Annotated in this window: 18 protein-coding genes and 1 riboswitch; of the genes, 4 read left to right on the top strand and 14 right to left on the bottom strand. The window is 67.0% G+C overall.

Annotation, left to right across the window (positions count from 1 at the left end; translation table 11 throughout):
• Positions 1 to 9 precede the first annotated feature (9 nt).
• Together ACYJP6_RS16760 and upp are read right to left on the bottom strand one after the other, a co-directional pair.
• On the bottom strand, positions 10 to 1,275 hold the full coding sequence (locus ACYJP6_RS16760) for a uracil-xanthine permease family protein (protein WP_459476137.1): 1,266 nt from the start codon (positions 1,273 to 1,275) through the stop codon (positions 10 to 12).
• Positions 1,276 to 1,277: 2 nt separating this feature from the next.
• Complete coding sequence (upp, locus tag ACYJP6_RS16755) at positions 1,278 to 1,916, bottom strand: uracil phosphoribosyltransferase (RefSeq protein ID WP_145007469.1); 639 nt, start codon at positions 1,914 to 1,916, stop codon at positions 1,278 to 1,280.
• Between the two features lie 265 nt (positions 1,917 to 2,181).
• Between upp and ACYJP6_RS16750 the strand changes: the two genes are divergently transcribed.
• The 3 genes from ACYJP6_RS16750 (at position 2,182) to ACYJP6_RS16740 (ending at position 3,605) form a co-directional block, all read left to right on the top strand.
• Entirely contained in the window at positions 2,182 to 2,736 is a 555-nt protein-coding gene (locus ACYJP6_RS16750) for a hypoxanthine-guanine phosphoribosyltransferase (protein ID WP_145007470.1), read from the top strand.
• Positions 2,733 to 3,203 carry a WbuC family cupin fold metalloprotein gene (locus ACYJP6_RS16745; RefSeq protein WP_459476135.1) on the top strand — a complete coding sequence of 157 codons (471 nt, stop codon included), beginning with the start codon at positions 2,733 to 2,735 and terminating at the stop codon, positions 3,201 to 3,203. Before ACYJP6_RS16750 ends, ACYJP6_RS16745 begins: the two co-directional genes overlap by 4 nt.
• A 114-nt stretch (positions 3,204 to 3,317) precedes the next feature.
• Positions 3,318 to 3,605: a PA4642 family protein gene (locus tag ACYJP6_RS16740; protein WP_459476134.1), complete on the top strand. Its 288-nt coding sequence runs from the start codon at positions 3,318 to 3,320 to the stop codon at positions 3,603 to 3,605.
• Positions 3,606 to 3,686: 81 nt separating this feature from the next.
• Here ACYJP6_RS16740 and ACYJP6_RS16735 read toward each other — a convergent pair whose 3' ends face one another.
• The 3 genes from ACYJP6_RS16735 to ahcY form a co-directional block, all read right to left on the bottom strand.
• Entirely contained in the window at positions 3,687 to 5,567 is a 1,881-nt protein-coding gene (locus ACYJP6_RS16735; RefSeq protein ID WP_459476133.1) for a DEAD/DEAH box helicase, read from the bottom strand.
• A gap of 184 nt (positions 5,568 to 5,751) precedes the next feature.
• The gene (gene metF / locus ACYJP6_RS16730) at positions 5,752 to 6,636 is read right to left on the bottom strand and encodes a methylenetetrahydrofolate reductase [NAD(P)H] (RefSeq protein ID WP_459476132.1); all 885 of its coding nucleotides are present in this window, start codon (positions 6,634 to 6,636) and stop codon (positions 5,752 to 5,754) included.
• Positions 6,636 to 8,042, bottom strand: coding sequence for an adenosylhomocysteinase (gene ahcY, locus ACYJP6_RS16725; protein ID WP_459476131.1), 1,407 nt, complete (start codon positions 8,040 to 8,042; stop codon positions 6,636 to 6,638). Before ahcY ends, metF begins: the two co-directional genes overlap by 1 nt.
• Positions 8,043 to 8,064: 22 nt before the next feature.
• A riboswitch (S-adenosyl-L-homocysteine riboswitch) is annotated at positions 8,065 to 8,207 on the bottom strand.
• Positions 8,208 to 8,358: 151 nt separating this feature from the next.
• On the opposite strand from ahcY, the gene ACYJP6_RS16720 reads away from it, so the two are divergent.
• A complete protein-coding gene (locus tag ACYJP6_RS16720) occupies positions 8,359 to 8,754 on the top strand; it encodes an acyl-CoA thioesterase (protein WP_007161577.1) in 396 nt (131 codons plus the stop codon).
• Here ACYJP6_RS16720 and ACYJP6_RS16715 read toward each other — a convergent pair.
• From ACYJP6_RS16715 to accB, 9 genes are all read right to left on the bottom strand, one after another.
• On the bottom strand, positions 8,738 to 11,512 hold the full coding sequence (locus tag ACYJP6_RS16715; RefSeq protein WP_459476130.1) for a response regulator: 2,775 nt from the start codon (positions 11,510 to 11,512) through the stop codon (positions 8,738 to 8,740). The two genes, ACYJP6_RS16720 and ACYJP6_RS16715, sit on opposite strands and share 17 nt — an antisense overlap.
• A gap of 92 nt (positions 11,513 to 11,604) precedes the next feature.
• Positions 11,605 to 12,888 (bottom strand): phosphoribosylamine--glycine ligase, encoded by a 1,284-nt coding sequence (gene purD / locus ACYJP6_RS16710; protein ID WP_459476129.1) that lies wholly within the window; start codon positions 12,886 to 12,888, stop codon positions 11,605 to 11,607.
• Between the two features lie 90 nt (positions 12,889 to 12,978).
• Positions 12,979 to 14,571, bottom strand: coding sequence for a bifunctional phosphoribosylaminoimidazolecarboxamide formyltransferase/IMP cyclohydrolase (gene purH, locus ACYJP6_RS16705; protein ID WP_459476128.1), 1,593 nt, complete (start codon positions 14,569 to 14,571; stop codon positions 12,979 to 12,981).
• 65 nt (positions 14,572 to 14,636) lie between these two features.
• Positions 14,637 to 14,957, bottom strand: coding sequence for a DNA-binding transcriptional regulator Fis (gene fis, locus ACYJP6_RS16700; RefSeq protein ID WP_145007488.1), 321 nt, complete (start codon positions 14,955 to 14,957; stop codon positions 14,637 to 14,639).
• Positions 14,954 to 15,946 (bottom strand): tRNA dihydrouridine synthase DusB, encoded by a 993-nt coding sequence (gene dusB, locus ACYJP6_RS16695; RefSeq protein WP_459476127.1) that lies wholly within the window; start codon positions 15,944 to 15,946, stop codon positions 14,954 to 14,956. Before dusB ends, fis begins: the two co-directional genes overlap by 4 nt.
• A 155-nt stretch (positions 15,947 to 16,101) precedes the next feature.
• Positions 16,102 to 17,550, bottom strand: coding sequence for a DUF3426 domain-containing protein (locus ACYJP6_RS16690; protein ID WP_459476126.1), 1,449 nt, complete (start codon positions 17,548 to 17,550; stop codon positions 16,102 to 16,104).
• Between the two features lie 110 nt (positions 17,551 to 17,660).
• Entirely contained in the window at positions 17,661 to 18,536 is an 876-nt protein-coding gene (prmA, locus tag ACYJP6_RS16685) for a 50S ribosomal protein L11 methyltransferase (RefSeq protein WP_459476125.1), read from the bottom strand.
• Between the two features lie 94 nt (positions 18,537 to 18,630).
• A complete protein-coding gene (gene accC, locus ACYJP6_RS16680) occupies positions 18,631 to 19,977 on the bottom strand; it encodes an acetyl-CoA carboxylase biotin carboxylase subunit (protein WP_027598936.1) in 1,347 nt (448 codons plus the stop codon).
• A gap of 16 nt (positions 19,978 to 19,993) precedes the next feature.
• The gene (accB, locus tag ACYJP6_RS16675) at positions 19,994 to 20,458 is read right to left on the bottom strand and encodes an acetyl-CoA carboxylase biotin carboxyl carrier protein (RefSeq protein WP_459476124.1); all 465 of its coding nucleotides are present in this window, start codon (positions 20,456 to 20,458) and stop codon (positions 19,994 to 19,996) included.
• Positions 20,459 to 20,465: the final 7 nt, after the last annotated feature.

Raw genomic sequence — 20,465 nt, 5'->3', positions numbered from 1 at the left:
GGCGAGCCGTCAGAGCAGCGGGCGCTCTGGCGGCTCGGCGTCCTTCTTCCAGGCATTGTGCCCGGGCAGGACCAGGTTGAGGCCGATGGCGATCAGGCCGCAGAGGGAGATGCCCTTGAGGCCGATCTCGCCGTTGCCGAAGACGATGCCGCCGATGCCGAACACCAGGGTCACCGAGACGATCACCAGGTTACGGGCCTCGGAGAGATCCACCTGGTGGCGGATCAGGATGTTCAGGCCCACCACCGCGATGGAGCCGAACAGCAGGCAGAGGATGCCCCCCATCACCGGCACCGGGATGGTCTGCAGCGCCGCGCCGAACTTGCCGACGAAGGCGAGCACCATGGCGAAGCCCGCCGCCCACAGCATGACCCTGGGATTGTGGTTCTTGGTCAGCATCACCGCGCCGGTCACCTCGGCGTAGGTGGTGTTGGGCGGGCCGCCGAACAGACCGGCGGACGAGGTCGCCAGACCGTCGCCGAGCAGGGTGCGGTGCAGACCGGGCTGCTTCAGGTAGTTCTTGCCGGTCACCCCGCCCACCGCGATCACCCCGCCGACGTGCTCAATGGCCGGCGCCAGGGCCACCGGGACCATGAACAGGATGGCGCCCCAGTGGAACTCCGGCGCGACGAAGGCCGGGATCGCCAGCCAGGGCGCGGCGCCGATGCCCTCGGTGTGGACGATGCCGAAGACGAAGGCCAGGGCATAGCCGACGAACACCCCGGCGAGGATGGGCACCAGGCGGAACATGCCCTTACCGTAGATGGCCACCAGCAGGGTGGTGACCAGCGCCGGCATGGAGATCAGCATCGCGGTGGCATAGGGCACCAGCTGGGCGCTGCCGTCGCCGGCCTTGCCCATGGCCATGTTGGCCGCCACCGGCGACAGGCCCAGGCCGATGGAGATGATCACCGGGGCGATCACCACCGGTGGCAGCAGCCGGTCGATGAAACCGACGCCGCGCAGTTTCACCGCCAGGCCCAGGAAGGTGTAGACGAAGCCGGCCGCCACCACGCCACCGAGCACCGCCGGCAGGCCGAATTCGGCTTTGGCGGCGATGATGGGGGCGATGAAGGCAAAGCTGGAGGCGAGGAACACCGGGACCTGACGGCCGGTGACCAGATGGAACAGCAGGGTGCCGAAGCCGGCGGTGAACAGCGCCACGTTGGGATCCATGCCGGTGATCATCGGCATCAGCACCAGGGCGCCGAAGGCCACGAAGAGCATCTGGGCGCCGACGAGGATTTCCCGCCAGAGGGGTTCTTTGGCGACCACGCTCAGGCGTCCTTCTGCTTGGTGCCGAAGATCTTGTCGCCGGCATCGCCCAGGCCCGGCAGGATGTAGCCGTGCTCATTGAGGCGCTCGTCGATGGAGGCGGTATAGAGGCGCACGTCCGGATGGGCCTCGGTGACCGCGGCGATGCCTTCGGGCGCCGCGACCAGCACCAGGGCGCGAATTTCCTTGGCCCCGGCCTTCTTCAGCAGGTCGATGGTGGCGATCATGGAGCCGCCGGTCGCGAGCATGGGGTCGATGATCATCGCCAGCCGCTGGTCCAGCTCACCCACCAGTTTTTCCAGGTAGGTATGGGCCTGCAGGGTGGATTCGTTGCGGGCCAAGCCCACGACGCTGACCCGGGCGCTGGGGATCAGGCTGAGCACGCCATCGAGCATGCCGATGCCGGCGCGCAGGATGGGCACCACGGTGACCTTCTTGCCGGAGATCTTTTCCACCGGCACCGTGCCGCACCAGCCTTCGATGTCCACGGTTTCCACCGGCAGGTCCTGGGTCGCCTCGTAGGTGAGCAGGGCGCCCACTTCCTGGGCCAGCTCGCGGAAATTCTTGGTGCTGATGTCGGCGCGCCGCATCAGGCCGAGCTTGTGGCGGATGAGCGGATGGCGGATTTCGTGGACGGACATGGGGTTCTCCAGAGACGGTAGGGCAGCGGATCGCCGCGAACGAGGACGGTGTCGGTACGACCGGCGGCCCGAAGGCTTGCCGCAGGACAGGGCAGGCGAATAAAAAAACCGCGGTACATTAAAGCATCCGACTCGAGGTGGGCAGTACCCTGCGACAATACTAGCCGCCTGCCGGCGCTTGAGATCGGTCCGCGGTGTCTGTACCTTTGCCGCCTTTTATCCGCGCCGCCCGCGAGGCTGGCGCCCCATCCCCCGGAGAAGCCCCATGTCCGCCGATCTCGCCCACATCCGCCAGGTGATGCAGGAGGCCGACTGCCTCTATGACGAAGCCCAGGTCGAAGCGGCCATCGACCAGCTCGCCGCCGCGATCACCGCCGATCTCGCCGAGCGCAACCCGGTGGTCTTCTGCGTCATGAACGGCGGCCTGATCCTGACCGGTAAGCTGGCCACCCGGCTGAATTTTCCCCTGGAAATGTCCTATCTGCACGCCACCCGCTATCGCAACGAGACCACCGGCGGCGAGCTGTTCTGGAAGGCCAAGCCCGAGGTGTCCTTCATCGACCGCGATGTCCTGATCGTCGACGACATCTTCGATGAAGGCCATACCCTCAAGGCCATCATCGACTTCTGCCGCCATGCCGGCGCGCGCCAGGTGCACACCGCGGTGCTGATCGACAAGACCCACGATCGCAAGGTCAAGGGTCTGGAAGCCACCTATGTCGGCCTGCCCTGCATCGATCGCTACATTTTCGGCTACGGCATGGACTACAAGGGCTATTGGCGCAACGCCCCCGGCATCTATGCCGTGAAGGGGCTGTGACCGCCCGGCTGTTCGACGGCCAGCTGTTCGCCGACCTGCTCGGGCAGGCGGCGACCAGCCCGCGGCGGCGGGCCCACCACAGCCTGCACACCCCGGACGAGCCCTGCCACCGGCTGGTGGTGGGCATGTGCGAAGACAGCTACATACCTCCCCATCGCCACCTGGATCCGCGCAAGGCCGAGAGCCTGCTGGTGCTGCAAGGTCGCCTCGGGCTGCTGACCTTCGATGAGGCGGGTCAGGTGCTGCTGCGCCGCGAGCTGTCCGTGGTGGCCGGTTGCCTGGGCGTCGATCTCGCGCCGGGCCAGTACCATGCTCTGGTCGCCCTGGACGGCGACTGCCTGTTCTTCGAGTGCAAGGCCGGTCCTTTCACGCCTTTGGGCGAGGGCGAGCGCCCGGCCTGGGCACCCCGGGAGGAGGCCGCCGACGCCGCCGCCTATCGCCGCTGGATGCGTGCGCAATTCGACTGAACTTTTGCGCCGCGTCGCGGTATTGCCACGGCTTTGTCACTGGCGGGCCGGCGGAAGGCGGGGTTAGAATCGGGATCCCTTTTTCGACAATCCCCCAGCACAGGTAGCTAAAGGATGCGCAAGGATAAAAAGCAGGTCATCGGTGAAGAGATCAGCGACGAGCAGATCAAGCTGTTCCTCGACGTCGAGCCAGCGGACGATACCCCCGCGTCTCTGCACAAGCTGGTCAAGGCCTATCGCGGCCTGCGTCCGGACGACTTCGAGCGCTTCGTCGGCTTCTTCGTCGAGGCTGGCTACGACCTGGATGCGCGCAATGCCCAGGGCGAGGACTTCATCGAGCTGATCCGCAGCCATCGCCAGGCCGAACCCTATATCGACGCCCTGCGCGCCGCGCACGCCTGATTAGCCGCACCAAAAATAAACCCCGCCATGGCGGGGTTTATTTTTGCCTGGAAAGCGGGCCGCTGACGCGGCCCGTGCTCGTCAGGCCTCTCGGTTGCGCGTCAGCAGCGCAGGCTTCTCGCCGCGCGGCCGGCTCGGCAGGTCTTCCAGCTGCTCCAGGGTCGGCAGGCGGTCGGCGCGCGATGGCTTGTGCACGATCTTCGGCTGCGGCTTGCTCGAGGCCCGCTCTTCCGCGGCATAGGCGCGCGGCTCGCTGGGGGTGGACTCGTACGGCCGGGCAGCGCGGGGCTGGCCGTTCTGGCCGCGGCGCTTGCCGGGCTGTTGCTGCTGTTGGCCACGCTGACCACGGGCCGCGCCCTGGCCCTGACCCTGGCGCGGTTGGCCAGTGCCGGTCGCGGCAGCCGGACGGGCACCGTTGCCGCCGTTGCCACTGCGCGGGCCCTTGCGGCCCTTGCCCTGGTAGGGACTGACGTAGTCGACGCTGTTGCCGAAGTTGTCGTAATCGTCGTCCAGGAATTCTTCCGGATCGCGATTGCGCGGCTGCTGGGCCACGGCCTGGCCGGGTTGCGCATTGGCCTGACCGGCGTCATCGCGATCGCGGCGGTCACGACGATTGCGGGTACGGCCCTTGCGCTCGCCCTGGGGCTGCCCGGCGGACTGCTCGCCGTTGGCGGCACGACCCGGGTTCTGGCCCTGGTTCTGGCTCTTGCCTTCGCTGCGCGCTGGCTTGTCGGCCTTCTTCTGGCGATTCTGCTGCTGCGGCTTGCCACGCGGCTCGCGCGGCGCGCGCACCTCGGGCTGCTCCGGCGGCACGGATTGCGGATCGAAGCCCTGCATGTCGCCATCCGGGATGTTCTGCTTGGTCAGGCGCTCGATGGCCTTGAGCAGCTTCTCTTCGTCGGGGGAGACCAGCGAAATGGCTTCGCCACTGCGCCCGGCGCGGCCGGTACGGCCGATGCGGTGCACATAGTCTTCCTCGACGTTGGGCAGCTCGAAGTTGACCACGTGGGGCAACTGGTCGATGTCCAGGCCGCGGGCGGCGATATCGGTGGCGACCAGCACCCGGACTTCGTTGCTCTTGAAGTCGGCCAGGGCCTTGGTACGGGCGTTCTGGCTCTTGTTGCCATGGATCGGCGCGGCCGGCAGGCCGTGCTTGTTCAGGTACTCGGCCAGGCGGTTGGCGCCGTGCTTGGTGCGGGTGAACACCAGTACCTGTTCCCAGGCACCCAGGGTGATCAGGTGGGCGAGCAGGGCGCGCTTCTGGTTGGCGGGGATGCGGAACAGCCGCTGCTCGATGCGCTCGACAGTGGTGTTCGGCGGGGTGACCTCGATCCGCTCGGGATCCTGCAGCAGCTTGCCGGCGAGGTCGGTGATGTCCTTGGAGAAGGTGGCCGAGAACAGCAGGTTCTGGCGCTGCGCGGGCAGGCGGGCCAAGACCTTCTTCACGTCATGGATGAAACCCATGTCGAGCATGCGGTCGGCTTCGTCCAGCACGAGGATCTCGACGGCGGACAGGTCGACGCTCTGCTGACCAGCGAGGTCGAGCAGCCGGCCGGGGCAGGCGACGAGGACGTCGACGCCCTTGGCCAGGGCGGTGACCTGCGGCTTGAGGCCGACGCCACCGAAGACGCAGGCGCTGCGCATGGGCAGGTCGCGGGCATAGACCTTGAAGCTGTCATGGACCTGAGCGGCCAGTTCGCGGGTCGGCGTCAGCACCAGCACGCGGGGCTGCTTGGCCACATAGTGGTGACCATCGGGATGACCATTGGGAAACAGGCGCTCAAGCACCGGCAGGGCGAAGCCGCCGGTCTTGCCGGTGCCGGTCTGGGCAGCCACCATCAGATCGCGACCCTGCAGGACGGCCGGAATGGCGCGTTGCTGAACAGGGGTGGGATTCGTGTAGCCAGCGTCTTCCACAGCGCGGGCAAGGGCCTCGGAGAGACCGAGGGAAATGAAGGACATGCGGGGTTCCTGTCTCTGTCGGCGTCCCGCCGACGTGGGGGCGCGGTTGCGCTCCCGGCTGACGTCCAAAGGGTTTCGGACGTCTCGCCCACCCTCGTCATCCTGCGCTGGATGACGAGTCGGGCGATGACCGGTAGCGGTAGTCACGATTGGGTGAAGTCGCCGCCAGTTCGCGTGGCCGACTTCAAAAACCGAGGTTTCGCCAGATGGCGATACACGGCTCCGCTTGGTTCAGGGTATAGAAGTGCACACCGGGTGCCCCGCCTTCGAGCAGACGCTCGCAGAGGGCGGTCATGACTTCTTCACCGAAGGCCTGGATGCTCTGGGTGTCGTCACCGTAGGCTTCCAGTTGCTTCCGCAGCCAGCGAGGCAATTCAGCGCCGCAGGCATCCGAGAAGCGCGCCAACTTGCTGTAGTTGGTGATCGGCATGATGCCAGGGATCACAGGAGCTTCGACTCCCAGTTTGCGGACACGTTCCACAAAATGGAAGTAGCAATCGGCGTTGAAGAAGTACTGGGTGACCGCGCGGTCAGCACCGGCCTCCATCTTGTACACGAAATTGCGCACGTCGTCCGTAAAGCTGCGGGCCTGCGGATGGGTTTCCGGATAGGCGGCGACTTCGATATGGAAGTGATCACCGGTCTCCTCGCGGATGAAGGCGACCAGATCGCTGGCATGGCGCAACTCGCCACCGCCGGACAGGCCCATGCCGGACGGCAGATCGCCGCGCAGGGCGACGATGCGGTTGATGCCCGCTTCGCGGTATTGCTGCAGCAACTCGCGCAGCTTGGCCTTGCTGTCACCGACGCAGGACAGGTGCGGCGCGGTCGGCACGCCGACCTCGTCGTTGAGCTGGCGGACAGTGCGATAGGTGCCGTCGCGGGTAGAGCCGCCGGCGCCGTAGGTGCAGGAGAAGAACTCCGGCCCGTGGCTCGCCAGCTGCCGCGCCGTGGCGATCAGCTTCTCATGGCCCGCTTCGGTCTTGCAGGGAAAGAATTCGAAACTCAGACTGGGTTTCACGTCGTCTCTCTCGTGGGCGGCCCCGCCCTCGCGGGCGGGGCTGGCCATCAGTAGCGGTAGCTGTCGGGCTTGAAGGGGCCTTCCTGGGTCACGCCGATGTAGGTGGCCTGGGCCTCGGTCAGGCGGGTCACCACGCCACCGAAGCCTTTCACCATTTCCAGCGCCACTTCTTCGTCGAGCTTCTTCGGCAGGACCATGACGGTGACGTTGGCGGTCTTCTCGGCGACCGGCAGGTCGGCGAACTTCTCCTGGTACAGGTGGATCTGCGCCAGCACCTGGTTGGCGAAGGAGCCATCCATGATGCGGCTGGGATGGCCGGTGGCGTTGCCCAGGTTCACCAGGCGACCTTCGGCCAGCAGGATCAGGTAGTCGTCGTTGCTCGGATCGACGCTCAGGCCGGTGCGGTGGATCTTGTGCACCTGCGGCTTGACCTCTTCCCAGCCCCAGTGCTTGCGCATGAAGGCGGTGTCGATCTCGTTGTCGAAGTGACCGATGTTGCACACCAGGGCGCGTTTCTTCAGCGCCTTGAGCATGTTGGCGTCGCAGACGTTGACGTTGCCGGTGGTGGTGACGATCAGGTCGATCTTGCCCAGCAGGGCGCGGTCGACGGAGCCTTCGCTACCGTCGTTGAGACCGTCGACGTAGGGGGAGACCAACTCGTAGCCGTCCATGCAGGCCTGCATGGCGCAGATCGGGTCGACTTCCGAGACCTTGACGATCATGCCTTCCTGGCGCAGCGAGGCGGCCGAGCCCTTGCCCACGTCGCCGTAGCCGATCACCAGCGCCTGCTTGCCGGACAGCAGGTGGTCGGTGGCGCGCTTGATGGCGTCGTTGAGGCTGTGGCGGCAGCCGTACTTGTTGTCGTTCTTGCTCTTGGTGACCGAGTCGTTGACGTTGATCGCCGGGACCTTGAGGGTACCGTCCTTGAGCATGTCCAGCAGGCGGTGCACGCCGGTGGTGGTCTCTTCGGTGATGCCGTGGACGCGCTCCAGTACCTGCGGGTACTTGTCGTGCAGGATCTGGGTCAGGTCACCGCCGTCGTCCAGCACCATGTTGGCGTCCCAGGGCTGGCCGTCCTTGAGGATGGTCTGCTCGATGCACCACTCGTACTCGGCTTCGGTCTCGCCCTTCCAGGCAAACACCGGGATACCGGCGGCGGCGATGGCGGCCGCGGCCTGGTCCTGGGTGGAGAAGATGTTGCAGCTGGACCAGCGCACTTCGGCACCCAGGGCCACCAGGGTCTCGATGAGCACGGCGGTCTGGATGGTCATGTGGATGCAGCCGAGAATCCTGGCGCCAGCCAGGGGCTGCTCGCCGGCGTACTTGCGACGCAGGCCCATCAGGGCGGGCATTTCCGATTCGGCGATGATGACTTCGCGACGACCCCAGTCGGCCAGGGAGATGTCGGCGACCTTGAAATCGTTGAAAGCGGCAGGCGTGAGGACAGCGCTCATTGAAGAGTCTCCATTCGTAAGGTGCGAATGGGCGCCGTTGATGCGTTCTGATAACGCTCCGCTCGAGCCTGACAACGTCTGGCGTCATGCCCGCCGTGATTCCCGCGGCAGCGGCGGGTCGGCTAGGATGGGATAACGCAGCGTGCTGCAGCGCCCCTCGAACGGAAGGCGGGGCGGCCTGGTGGCCGCGATGCGCGGGCAGTATAACGAGGATCGCGATAAACCCAAAGGGTGGCGCTCTGCCTCATGTCCACCGGAATCTCCCGCGCGCACCCCGATCTGATGTCGCAACCCCCGAGAAATTCAAGGAGCCGTGATGAACTTCCATACCCGCAAGTGGGTGAAACCCGAGGACCTCAATGCCAACGGCACCCTGTTCGGCGGCAGCCTGCTGAAGTGGATCGACGAGGAGGCGGCGATCTACGCCATCGTCCAGCTGGAAAATCCCAAGGTGGTGACCAAGTACATCTCGGAGATCAACTTCATCAGCGCCTCGCGCCAGGGCGACATCATCGAACTGGGCATCACCGCCACCGAGTTCGGCCGCACCTCCATCACCCTGAGGTGCGAAGTGCGCAACAAGATCACCCGCAAGAGCATCCTCACCATCGACAAGATCGTCTTCGTCAACCTGGACGAGGAAGGCAATCCGGTGCCGCACGGCAAGACCGAGATCACCTACGTCAAGGACAGGTTCAAGGAGTCGCCTTGAGGCCCGGGCTGGTGACGTCGAGCCGGCGCCGCTCGGCCCAGTAGAGCAGCAGCTCGCGCAACTGGGAGAGCTCGATGGGCTTGCCCATGTGGCCGTCCATGCCGGCCTCCTGGGCGCGATCCTTGTGCTCGGCGAGGATATGGGCGGTGAGGGCCACCACCGGGGTACGCGACCTGTGGTTCTGCTGCTCCCAGGCGCGTAGTCGGCGGGTCGCGCCGAAGCCGTCCAGCAGCGGCATCTCGCAGTCCATCAGGATGAGGTCGTAGGTGTTCTGCTGGAGCTTCTCGAAGGCCTCCAGGCCGTTGCTCACGGTGTCGGGTTCGACGCCGAGTTTCTTCAGCATGCCGCGGATCACCTTGACCGAGATGCTGTTGTCCTCAGCCACCAGCACGCGGAAATCGCCGGGAATGCCGCTTGGCTGCTCCTGGGGCTCGGGCTCGCTCACCCGCTGGCCACGGCGGGACAGCTCGTCGGCCAGGGTGGCTCTCAGGGTGTAGCCGGCCACCGGCTTGGCCAGCACCCGCTTGATGCCGGCATTGCGGGCGATGACCTTGCTCGGCGCGTTGCTCAGCCCGGTGAGCATGATCAGCAGCAGGTCGTGGTTGAGGTTCTCGTCCTCGTTGATGCGCGCGGCCAGCTGCATGCCGGTCATGCCCGGCATCTGCTGGTCGAGCAGCACCACGTCGAAGTATTCCCGCAGGTGCGACTGGGTACGCAGCAGGGCCAGGGCCTCGCGCCCGGAGGCGGCGGTGACCGCCTGCATGCCCCAGGCGCTGCATTGCTGCTGCAGTACCTTGCGGCAGAGTTCGTTGTCGTCGACCACCAGCACCCGCACGTCCTGCAGCGGATAGTCGCTGTCGCCGCGGGAGAGCACCAGCGCCTGGGCCGGGATCGGCAGGCTGATCCAGAAGCTGGAGCCGCCCTCGGCATTGTTCTGGATGCCGAACTCGCCCTGCATCAGCAGCACCAGCTGGCGGGCGATGACCAGGCCGAAATCCAGGCTGGCGGTATCGCCGGTGAGGAAGTCGCGGCTGTCGAGGTGGGCGGACAGCAGCTGGCGGCTCAGGGTGGCGTCCAGCGGGATGCCGCTGTCCTGCACCGAGATGCGCAGCCGGGGCGCTTGGCCGATGGCCTCTTCCAGGGAGATCACCAGCAGGATCTCGCCCTCTTCGGTGCGCTGGAAGGCATTCTCTAGCAGGTTCAGCAGGATCTGGCGCAGGCGCGTGGGATCGCCGATGAACCGGCGGGGGACCTGGGGCTGGATGAAGCTGAGCAGCTCGACGCGGTGCTCTTCGGCGCGGGGACGGAAGATGTCCAGGCAATCGTCGAGCAGGGCATTGAGGTCGAAGGTGACCTCCTCCAGTTCGATCTGGCCGCTTTCCAGGCGGGTGATGTCGATGATCTCGTTGATCAGGTTGAGCAGCTCGGCACCGGCGCTGTGGATGGTCTGCACGTAGTCGCGCTGCTTGGCCGACAGCGCCGTGCCCTGCAGCAGCTCGGTCATCCCCAGCACGCCGTTCATGGGCGTGCGGATCTCGTGGCTGATGCGCGAGAGGAATTCGGCCTTGCCCTTGAGCTCGGCATGGTTGGCGGCGCGATCCCGAGTGCGGGTGAAGTGCTCTTCGCGCAGGTAGCGGCGACGTTCCTCCAGCGCCAGGGTGAGCAGGATGCCGCTGAACATGCAGCTGGCGATCAGCGCGCGGCCCAGCCAGATGGGCGCGTTGGCGTAGCCGGCCAGGATCGGCAGCGCGAGCAGTCCGGCCAGCGCCAGCAGGACGCAGCTCACCACCAGCAGGCGCGCATAGCGCGCGCCCTGGTGCCAGCGTTCGAGGCTGATGCCCAGGCAGCCGAGCAGGACCAGGCCGTTGGTCGTCATCAGCCAGTCGCCGACATAGACTTCGCCGGCGGCGATGCGGGCCACGGCGGCCGCGCCCACCAGGATCAGCAGCGCCCGGATCAGCCGGCGACTCCAGAACGGTAGGCGGCGCCAACCGAAGAAGGCGCCGATCAGGTTCAGGCCGGCCGCGCCGCAGGCCAGCACGGACAGGTCGGTCAGCAATGGCGCCTGGCCCTTGTAGGCACCGAGCAGGAACTTGCTCAGGCCGAACAGATTCAGGGCCACGCAGACCAGCATCACCAGCAGCAGGGTGAGGGCGCTGGTGGCGCGGCTGCGGTGGTAGAGCAGCTGGACGCCGTTGTACAGCGCCAGCATGGCCAGGCAGCCGAGCAGCACGCCGAACAGTACCAGGCGATGGGTGACCTCGGCTTCGGCGCTGCTGCTGAGGGTCAGGGAGATCCGCATCGGCTGGGTCGATTCGAACCTCAGGAACACATCCAGCGGCTGATCGCTCGCCGGGATGGGAAAGACGAAGTCGCGGCTGATCTGCTGCGGATTGAGCAACGGCCGGGACAGGCCGTCGCGGATCTCGCTGAGCAGCTGGTCATCGCGGTAGGCGAAGAAATCCAGATAGCCCACGTTGGGCGAGACGATGCGCAGCAGGCGCTGCTGGGTGTCGGGCTGGATGCGGGTATGTAGCCAGAGCGCCCCGGGACCGGCGGGGCGATGGGTCTTGGCCACGGTCAGCGGCTTGAAGGCGGACAGGCGGTCGCGAACGTCGTCGAGGCGAAACTCTCCCGAGGCATCCTCGTATTGCGCCCAGCCGGCTTCCGGCGAACTCTCGGCCTGCACGGAATTGGCCGCTAGCAGCAACAGTAGCCAGCTGACCACAAAGCCTATGGCGATCCAGAGCCGGTGCACGAGAGTTCCCTTCGCGGTTACGGATGTCGAGTATAGATCAGCCCGTCACGTCTGTTGACGTAACAGTGTAACGAGCCGATCCCTGGTGAGCGTCACTGTCGCTCGCGGGCGATGGCACGGTAGCCGATGTCGCTGCGGTAGAAACAGCCATCCCAGGAAACTTCCTGGGCCAGGGCATAGGCGTTCTGCTGAGCAGCGGATACCGTATCGCCCAGTGCCGTGGCGCAGAGAACCCGACCGCCGGCGGTAACCACCTGACCGTCGCGCAGCGTAGTGCCGGCATGGAACACCTTGCCCGGCAGCGCTGCCGCAGCGTCTAGGCCGGCGATGGCGTCACCCTTAGCATAGTCGCCCGGGTAGCCACCGGCCGCCAGGACGATGCCCAGGCTCGGCCGCGGATCCCAGCAGGCCTCGATCTTGTCCAGGGCCTCGGCCAGGGCGGCCTCCACCAGCAGCACCAGGCTGGACTGCAGGCGCAGCATCACCGGCTGGGTCTCGGGATCGCCGAAGCGGCAGTTGAATTCGATGACCTTGGGCGCACCGCTCTGGTCGATCATCAGGCCGGCATAGAGGAAGCCGGTGTAGACGTTGCCTTCGCTGGCCATGCCGGCCACGGTGGGCTCGATGATCTCGCGCATGACCCGCTCGTGGACTTCGGGGGTAACCACCGGAGCCGGGGAGTAGGCACCCATGCCGCCGGTGTTGGGGCCGCTGTCGCCGTCGCCGACGCGCTTGTGGTCCTGGCTGGTGGCCATGGGCAGCACGTTCTTGCCGTCGACCATGACGATGAAGCTGGCTTCCTCGCCGTCGAGGAATTCCTCGATCACCACCCGCGCGCCGGCATCGCCGAAGACGTTGCCGGAGAGCATGTCGCGCACCGCGTCCTCGGCTTCGGCGAGGGTCATGGCGACGATCACGCCCTTGCCGGCGGCCAGGCCGTCGGCCTTGATGACGATGGGCGCACCCTGCTCGCGCAGATAGGCCAGCGCCGGCTCCACCTCGGTGAAGTTGGCATAGGCGGCGGTGGGGATGCTGTGGCGCGCCAGGAAATCCTTGGTGAAGGCCTTGGAGCCTTCCAGTTGCGCCGCGCCGGCGGTGGGGCCGAAGCAGGGCAGGCCGCGACTGCGGAACAGGTCGACCACTCCGGCCACCAGCGGCGCCTCGGGGCCGACGATGGTCAGCTCGACGTTAGCCGCGGCGAAGTCGGCCAGCTGCTCCAGGGCCAGGACGTCGAGGGCGACGTTCTCGCACTTGGCCTCGGTGGCGGTGCCGGCATTGCCGGGGGCGATATAGACCTTGGTGACGCGGGTGTCCTGGGCGACCTTCCAGGCCAGGGCGTGTTCACGACCACCGCTGCCGATGATGAGTACGTTCATGCAGAGTTCCTCTCGGGCGGCCGCAGGGTGGCGTCCGCACTTGAAATGGGAGCGACGGCGAGGCGCGTGCGGCCTCGCCGAGACAGGCGCTTAGTGGCGGAAGTGACGCATGCCGGTGAAGACCATGGCGATGCCCGCTTCGTCGGCGGCGGCGATGACCTCGGCGTCGCGCATGGAGCCGCCCGGCTGGATCACCGCGGTGATGCCGTTGGCCGCGGCGTTGTCGATGCCGTCGCGGAAGGGGAAGAAGGCGTCCGAGGCCATGACCGCCCCGGCTACGGCCAGGCCGGCGTGTTCGGCCTTGATGGCGGCGATGCGCGCCGAGTTGACCCGGCTCATCTGGCCGGCGCCGATGCCCACAGTCTGCTGGCCCTTGGCGTAGACGATGGCGTTGGATTTGACGAACTTGGCCACCTTCCAGGCGAAGATCAGGTCCTGCAGCTCCTGCTCGCTGGGCGCGCGCTGGGTCACCACCTTGAGGTCTGCGGCGCTGATCATGGCGATGTCACGACTCTGCACCAAGAGGCCGCCGTTGACGCGCTTGAGGTCCAGGCCGGGCTTGCGCTCGGCGGGCCACTCGCCGCATTCCAGCAGGCGGACGTTGGCCTTGGCGGCGACGACTTCACGGGCTTCGGCGCTGACGCGCGGGGCGATGATCACCTCGACGAACTGGCGTTCGACGATGGCGCGGGCGGTCTCGGCGTCCAGCTCGCGGTTGAAGGCGATGATGCCGCCGAAGGCCGATTCGCTGTCGGTGGCGTAGGCCAGCTCATAGGCCTGGCGGAGGTCGCCGGCCACGGCCACGCCGCAGGGGTTGGCGTGCTTGACGATGACGCAGGCCGGCTCCGCGTAGCTCTTCACGGTTTCCAGGGCGGCGTCGGTGTCGGCGACGTTGTTGAAGGACAGTTCCTTGCCCTGCAGCTGGGTGGCGGTGGCCACGCAGGCTTCGCTGGCGTGCTCGACGTAGAAGGCCGCCTGCTGGTGCGGGTTCTCGCCGTATCTCATGTCCTGCGCCTTGATGAACTGGGCGCTGAAGGTGCGCGGGAAGGCGGCGCGGCCCTCGGTGGACAGGGTCTCGGCCTGCTGGTCGATGCTGCCCAGGTAGTTGGCGATCATGCCGTCGTAGGCGGCGGTGTGCTCGAAGGCCTTGAGCGCCAGGTCGAAGCGCTGGGCATAGGTCAGGCCGCCGGCCTTGAGGTCGCCGATGATGGACACGTAGTCGCTGGCATTGACCACGATGGCGACGTCCTTGTGGTTCTTGGCGGCGCTGCGGACCATGGTCGGACCGCCGATGTCGATGTTCTCGATGGCGTCGGCCAGGCTGCAACCCGGCTTGGCCACGGTGGCGGCGAAGGGATAGAGGTTGACCGCGACCAGGTCGATGGGGCGGATGCCGTGCTCGCTCATCACCTCGTGGTCGACGCCGCGGCGGCCGAGGATGCCACCGTGGATCTTGGGATGCAGGGTCTTGACGCGACCATCCATCATTTCCGGGAAGCCGGTGTAGTCGGCGACCTCGACTGCCGGGATGCCTTCGTCGCGCAGCAGCTTGTAGGTGCCGCCGGTGGACAGGATTTCCACGCCGATGGCCGCGAGTTCACGGGCGAAGTCGACGACGCCCGTCTTGTCGGACACGCTGATCAGCGCACGGCGGACGGGGAGGCGAGAGGTCTGGTCGGTCATGGTCATGTCCATCAGGAGAAGAGAGGTCGCCGGTCGGGCCCCTGGCCCACCGACGAGGAGGCGGATCAGAGCAGGTCGTATTGCTTGAGCTTCTTGCGCAGGGTGCCGCGATTGAGCCCGAGCATCTCCGACGCCTTGGTCTGGTTGCCCTTGACGTAATTCATCACGCTTTCGAGCAGGGGTGCTTCCACTTCGCAGAGCACCATGTTGTAGACGTCGGTCACCGGTTGCCCATCGAGATGGGCGAAGTAGTTGCGCAGCGCCTTTTCCACGCTGTCGCGCAGCGTCTGGCCCTCCTGCAAGGGGGCGGTCAGGTGCTGCTTGAGGTCGCCGTTGTCGCTCACGGGCGCTGTTCCAGTCAAAGAGGTCTCGGTCATCGAATTCATGCCACCTGCTTCCCGGTCGGGGGCTGTGCGAAGAAGGCACGGATGCTGGCGTGCTGGGCTTGAGGGTCTTGCAGCCGGTTGAATTGGGCGCGGGATTCCGTCGCCCCCGGGCGATCGGCGAGGTACCAGCCGACGTGCTTGCGGGCGATCCGCACGCCCATCTCCACGCCGTAGAAGGCATGCAGGGCGTCCAGATGCGCCAGCAGGATGGCTTCCACCTCGGCGTCGCTGGGGGCCGCCAGGTGCTCGCCGGTCGCCAGGTAGTGGGCGATCTCGCGGAAGATCCAGGGACGGCCCTGGGCAGCGCGGCCGATCAGCAGGCCATCGCAACGGGTGTGGTCGAGTACCGCGCGGGCCTTTTCCGGGCTGTCGATGTCGCCATTGGCGAACACCGGGATGCCGACCGCCTGCTTGATGGCGGCGATGGTGTCGTATTCGGCGCTGCCGAAGAAGCGATCGTCCCGGGTCCGGCCATGCACGGCCAGGGCCTGGATGCCGGTGGCTTCGGCGAGTTGCGCGATGCGCAGGCCGTTGCGGTTGGCGGTATCCCAGCCGGTGCGGATCTTCAGGGTCACGGGAACGTCCACCGCGGCCACCACGGCGGAGAGGATCTCGGCCACCAGGGCCTCGTCCTTCATCAGCGCCGAGCCGGCGGCCTTGTTGCAGACCTTCTTCGCCGGGCAACCCATGTTGATGTCGATGATCTGGGCACCCAGTTCGACGTTGCGCTGGGCGGCTTCGGCCAGCATCGCCGGGTCGCCGCCGGCGATCTGCACCGAACGCGGCTCCTGCTCGCTGGCGTGGATCAGGCGCAGCCGCGACTTGCGGCTGTCATAGAGACGCACGTCGCTGGTCACCATTTCCGACACGGCCATGCCGGCACCGAGTGCCAGGCACAGGCGGCGGAAGGGCAGGTCGGTGACCCCGGCCATGGGCGCGAGAATCAGCGGGTTGGGCAAGGTATAAGGGCCGATGCGTACCATCGACATATCTTTTTCCCTGGCGAATAGGCGCCTGTTCCGCCTGCGCCGGGAACCGGCCGCGGACAGGGGCTGCTGTGCTTGAAAAGGGTTGGGAATGATACCCGCTCGCCGCGTCGGGATAAAGCGCGAGTTGGCTAGTTTATGAGCAATTCACCCCGGCCTCACTCCGGGGAGAAGAAGCTCAGACTGTAGTTCACCGCCCGCGGACCGGGGTCGAGAATGTCCAGGGCGATGTGGATCGGCGTCTGCGGCGGCATCTCGTCCTGGCCCTTGAGTTCGCCGCTCAGGTATTCGGCCGGCTTGAAGCGGCGGCTGGCGAGCAACTGGCCATTGAGGTCGGCGAAGCGCAGTTCGAGCAGCGGAAAGGGCTGGGAGAAGGGCGCTCGGTTGTAGAGGATGGCGTCGACGCGCAGGGCCCCGGAAAATTGCGGGTGGCTGCGTACCACCAGGTTGCTGCTGCGGATCTGCTGGACGTCGACCTTGGACGGTACCTTGCAGCCGAGGCTGGCGCAGGCCTGGACGAACACAGGGCGATAACTGTCCTGCCGCGCCAGTTCGTCGAAGTGGTAGTAGACGTACTGGCCGGCCAGGCCGAGCAGGGCCAGTAGGCACAGCAGCAGCCACAGCAGACGCCGGCCCCAGCGCGGACGCGCGTGACGGCTGTCCAGCTGCAAGGGTTCGTCGTGCAGGTCCAGCAGGGGGTCGTCCTGCCATTCCGGCTCGCTGCGCAGGGCGTTCGTGGTCTTGGCCAGCAGCGGCTCTTCGTCGCGGTCGCGGTCGGCACTGAGGGGTTCGGCGCCGGGCTCCTGCCAGTCGTCGAGGCGACCCAGGCCGGGTTCGGCGCGCTCGTCGTCGTCGGCCTCGACCCGGCCGAGCGCCGGCTCCTGGCGCTCGCGCGCAGGGACGGTCAGCGGCGCGGGCGGCGGGGCCGGGGCGGGCTTCAGCGGGGTACGCGTGGCCGCCAGGGGCGCCGCTACCGGTAAGGGGTTGCTGACCGGTGCGAGTTCCGGCGCCACGTCGGGCTCGGGCTCTGGTTCCGGCTCCGGCTCGGGTGCGGGCAGGGGCAACGGCTCGGGTTCCGGCTGCCACTCCGGCTCCGGCTCGAACGCTAGCTCGGGCTCGGGCTCGGGCTCGGCCTGCAGCCGCAGGGGCTCCGGCTCGGGTTCGTGCGCGGCGGAGGCAGCGCCGAGCGACGGCAGCTCGAAGGTGTCCTCGTCTTCCTGGGGGCGACGGGCCGCCAGGCCCTGGGCCGGTGCCGGCTCTTCCCGGGGCGCGGCCACGGGCAGCGGCGCGGTGGGCGCGAGGGGCGCGCGGCGCTGTTCTTCCAGGGCGCCCAGGCGGGCGACCTCTGCGTCCAGCTCCAGGTGGCTCAGGTCCAGTTCGTCGTGCGGCCAGGGGGCTTCGCTGGGGGGCGGCGCCGGCTCGGCCACGGGGGGCACGGGCACGGGCACGGGTTCCGGCGCCGTCAGGGGCGCAGCCTGGTTGCTGGCGTTGAACACCTCCAGGCAGACGCCACAGCGTACATCACCGTCCGCGGCGGCCAGGTGTTCCTGGGTGACGCGGAAGCGAGTATGGCAATGCGGACACTGGGCGACGAGAGAATCGGTCATGGCGAGGCGACAGCCAGGGAGTGAAGCGCGCTAGTGTACCCGAAGGCCCTGGCGAAAGAAGCGCCTCCGCCAGGCCGCCGGGTGAGCGGGCCCGGCGGCAGGGCCAGGGCTCAGCGGCGACGGGTGCCGCTGATGCGTACCCAGCCGTCCAGGGTGGCGGTGGGCTCCAGGTCGAAGCAGCCGGCATAGGCGGCGCGCACGTCCTCGGCCTGCTCGGCGAGGATGCCGGAGAGGGCCAAACGCCCACCGATGCGGGTTAAACGGGTGATCTGCTCGGCCAGGCCGACCAGCGGACCGGCGAGGATGTTGGCCACCACCACGTCGGCCGGCTCCGCGGGCAGGTCGGCGGGCAGGTACAGCGGAAAGCGCGCCGGGTCGAGGCCATTGCGGTTGGCATTCTCCCGCGAGGCTTCCAGGGCCTGAACGTCGATGTCGGTGCCCACGGCGCGCTCGGCGCCCAGCAGCAGGGCGGCGATGGCGAGAATCCCCGAGCCACAGCCGAAGTCCAGCACCTGCAGGCCCTGGACCGGCTCGCCATCCAGCCACTGCAGGCACAGCGAGGTGGTGGGGTGGGTGCCGGTGCCGAAGGCCAGGCCCGGATCCAGCAGCAGGTTGACCGCCTCGGGCTCCGGCGCCTCGTGCCAGCTGGGCACGATCCATAGCCGCTGGCCGAAGCGCATGGGCTGGAAGTTGTCCATCCAGCTGCGTTCCCATTCCTGGTCTTCCAGGCGTTCCACCTCGTAGACGAGGCCGTTGGCCAGCAGCTGCACGCGCTGCTCCAGGGCCGCGGCGTCGGTGTCGCCTGCGAACAGCGCCAGCAAATGGGTCTGGGACCACAGTGGCGTGGTGCCGAGATCCGGTTCGAAGATCGGCTGGTCCTCGGCGTCCATGAAGGTCACCGAGACGGCGCCCAGTTCGAGCATGAGGTCTTCGTAGGTTTCCGCCTGGGCGGGAGTGAGGGCGAGGCGGACTTGCAGCCAGGACATGGTGGGCTACCTGAATCGGGTCAAAGCGGGGAGGGTAAATGAAAACGGGCTGCCCGAGGGCAGCCCGTTCGCTGAATCAAAGGTCGTCATGCACTCAGTGGCGCAGGCCGAGCTTCTTCTCCAGGTAGTGGATGTTCACGCCGCCTTGGCCGAAGGCCTGGTCGCGGGTCAGCATCCGGTGCAGATCGGCGTTGGTCTTGATGCCGTCGACGATCAGCTCGTCCAGGGCGTTGCGCATCCGGGCCATGGCCTCGTCGCGGGTCTTGCCCCAGGTGATCAGCTTGGCGATCAGCGAATCGTAGTTCGGCGGAACCTTGTAGCCGCTGTAGAGGTGCGAATCCACCCGCACGCCATTGCCGCCCGGTGCATGGTAGTGCTTGACCAGGCCCGGGGAGGGCATGAAGGTCTTGGGATCTTCGGCGTTGATCCGACACTCGATGGCGTGGCCGGTGATCTTGATGTCTTCCTGCTTGATCGACAGCGGGTTGCCCGCGGCGATGCTGAGCATCTCCTTGACGATGTCGACGCCGGTGATCATCTCGGTCACCGGATGCTCCACCTGCACGCGGGTGTTCATCTCGATGAAGTAGAAGCGGCCGTCTTCGTAGAGGAACTCGAAGGTGCCGGCGCCGCGGTAGCCGATGTCGATGCAGGCCTTGACGCAGCGCGCCAGAACTTCTTCACGGGCCTTCTCGTCGATCTGGGGCGCGGGCGCCTCCTCGATGACCTTCTGGTGCCGACGCTGCAGCGAGCAGTCGCGGTCGTAGAGGTGCACGGCGTTGCCCTGGCCATCGGAGAGCACCTGGACTTCCACGTGACGCGGATTGCCGAGGAACTTCTCCATGTAGACCATGGAGTTGCCGAAGGCGGCGCCGGCTTCGGTCTGGGTCAGCTTGATCGACTTGATCAGCTCGGCCTCGTCCTCGACCACGCGCATGCCGCGACCACCACCGCCACCGGCGGCCTTGATGATCACCGGATAGCCGACTTCGCGGCCGATACGCAGGCACTCGGCCTCGTCATCCGGCAGGGCGCCGTCAGAGCCCGGCACGGTGGGGACGCCGGCCTGCTTCATGGCGTTCTTGGCAGACACCTTGTCGCCCATCAGGCGAATCACGTCGGCGGTGGGGCCAACGAAGGCGAAACCGGACTGCTCCACCTGCTCGGCGAAGTCGGCGTTCTCGGCGAGGAAGCCGTAGCCGGGGTGGATGGCAGTGGCGCCGGTGACTTCCGCGGCACTGATGATGGCCGGGATGTTCAGGTAGGACTGGGGCGAGGGGGCCGGGCCGATGCACACCGATTCGTCGGCGAGGGACAGATGCATCAGTTCGCGGTCGGCGGTGGAATGAACCGCCACCGTCTTGATGCCCAGCTCCTTGCAGGCACGCACCACGCGCAGGGCGATTTCCCCGCGGTTGGCGATCAGGACTTTTTCCAGCATCGTGGGCTCCACGGGCTTAGACAATGGTGAACAGCGGCTGGTCGAATTCGACGGGCTGACCGTTCTCGACCAGCACCTGGCCGATGGTGCCGCTGGCTTCGGCTTCGATGTGGTTCATCATCTTCATGGCTTCGACGATGCACAGGATGTCGCCTTTCTTCACCTGCTGGCCGACTTCGACGAAGGCCGGGGTGGTGGGCGAGGAGGCGCGGTAGAAGGTGCCGACCATGGGCGAACGCGCCACGTTACCGGTCAGTTGCGGCGCGGCGGCTTCGGCGGCGGGGGCAGCAGCGGCCGGAGCGGCAGCCGGAGCCGGGGCGGCGACCGGAGCGGGCGCGGCGGCGTAGACGGTCTGCATGCCCTGGCCACGGCCGGTGTTGCGGCTGATGCGGACGGATTCTTCGCCTTCGCGGATTTCCAGCTCGTCGATACCGGACTCTTCCAGCAGCTCGATCAGTTTCTTGACTTTACGGATGTCCATTGGCGTT

Source organism: Pseudomonas sp. No.117 (assembly GCF_054558395.1).
The sequence above is the reverse complement of the archived record's forward strand: the minus strand, read 5'-3'. Positions and strand labels throughout refer to the sequence as shown.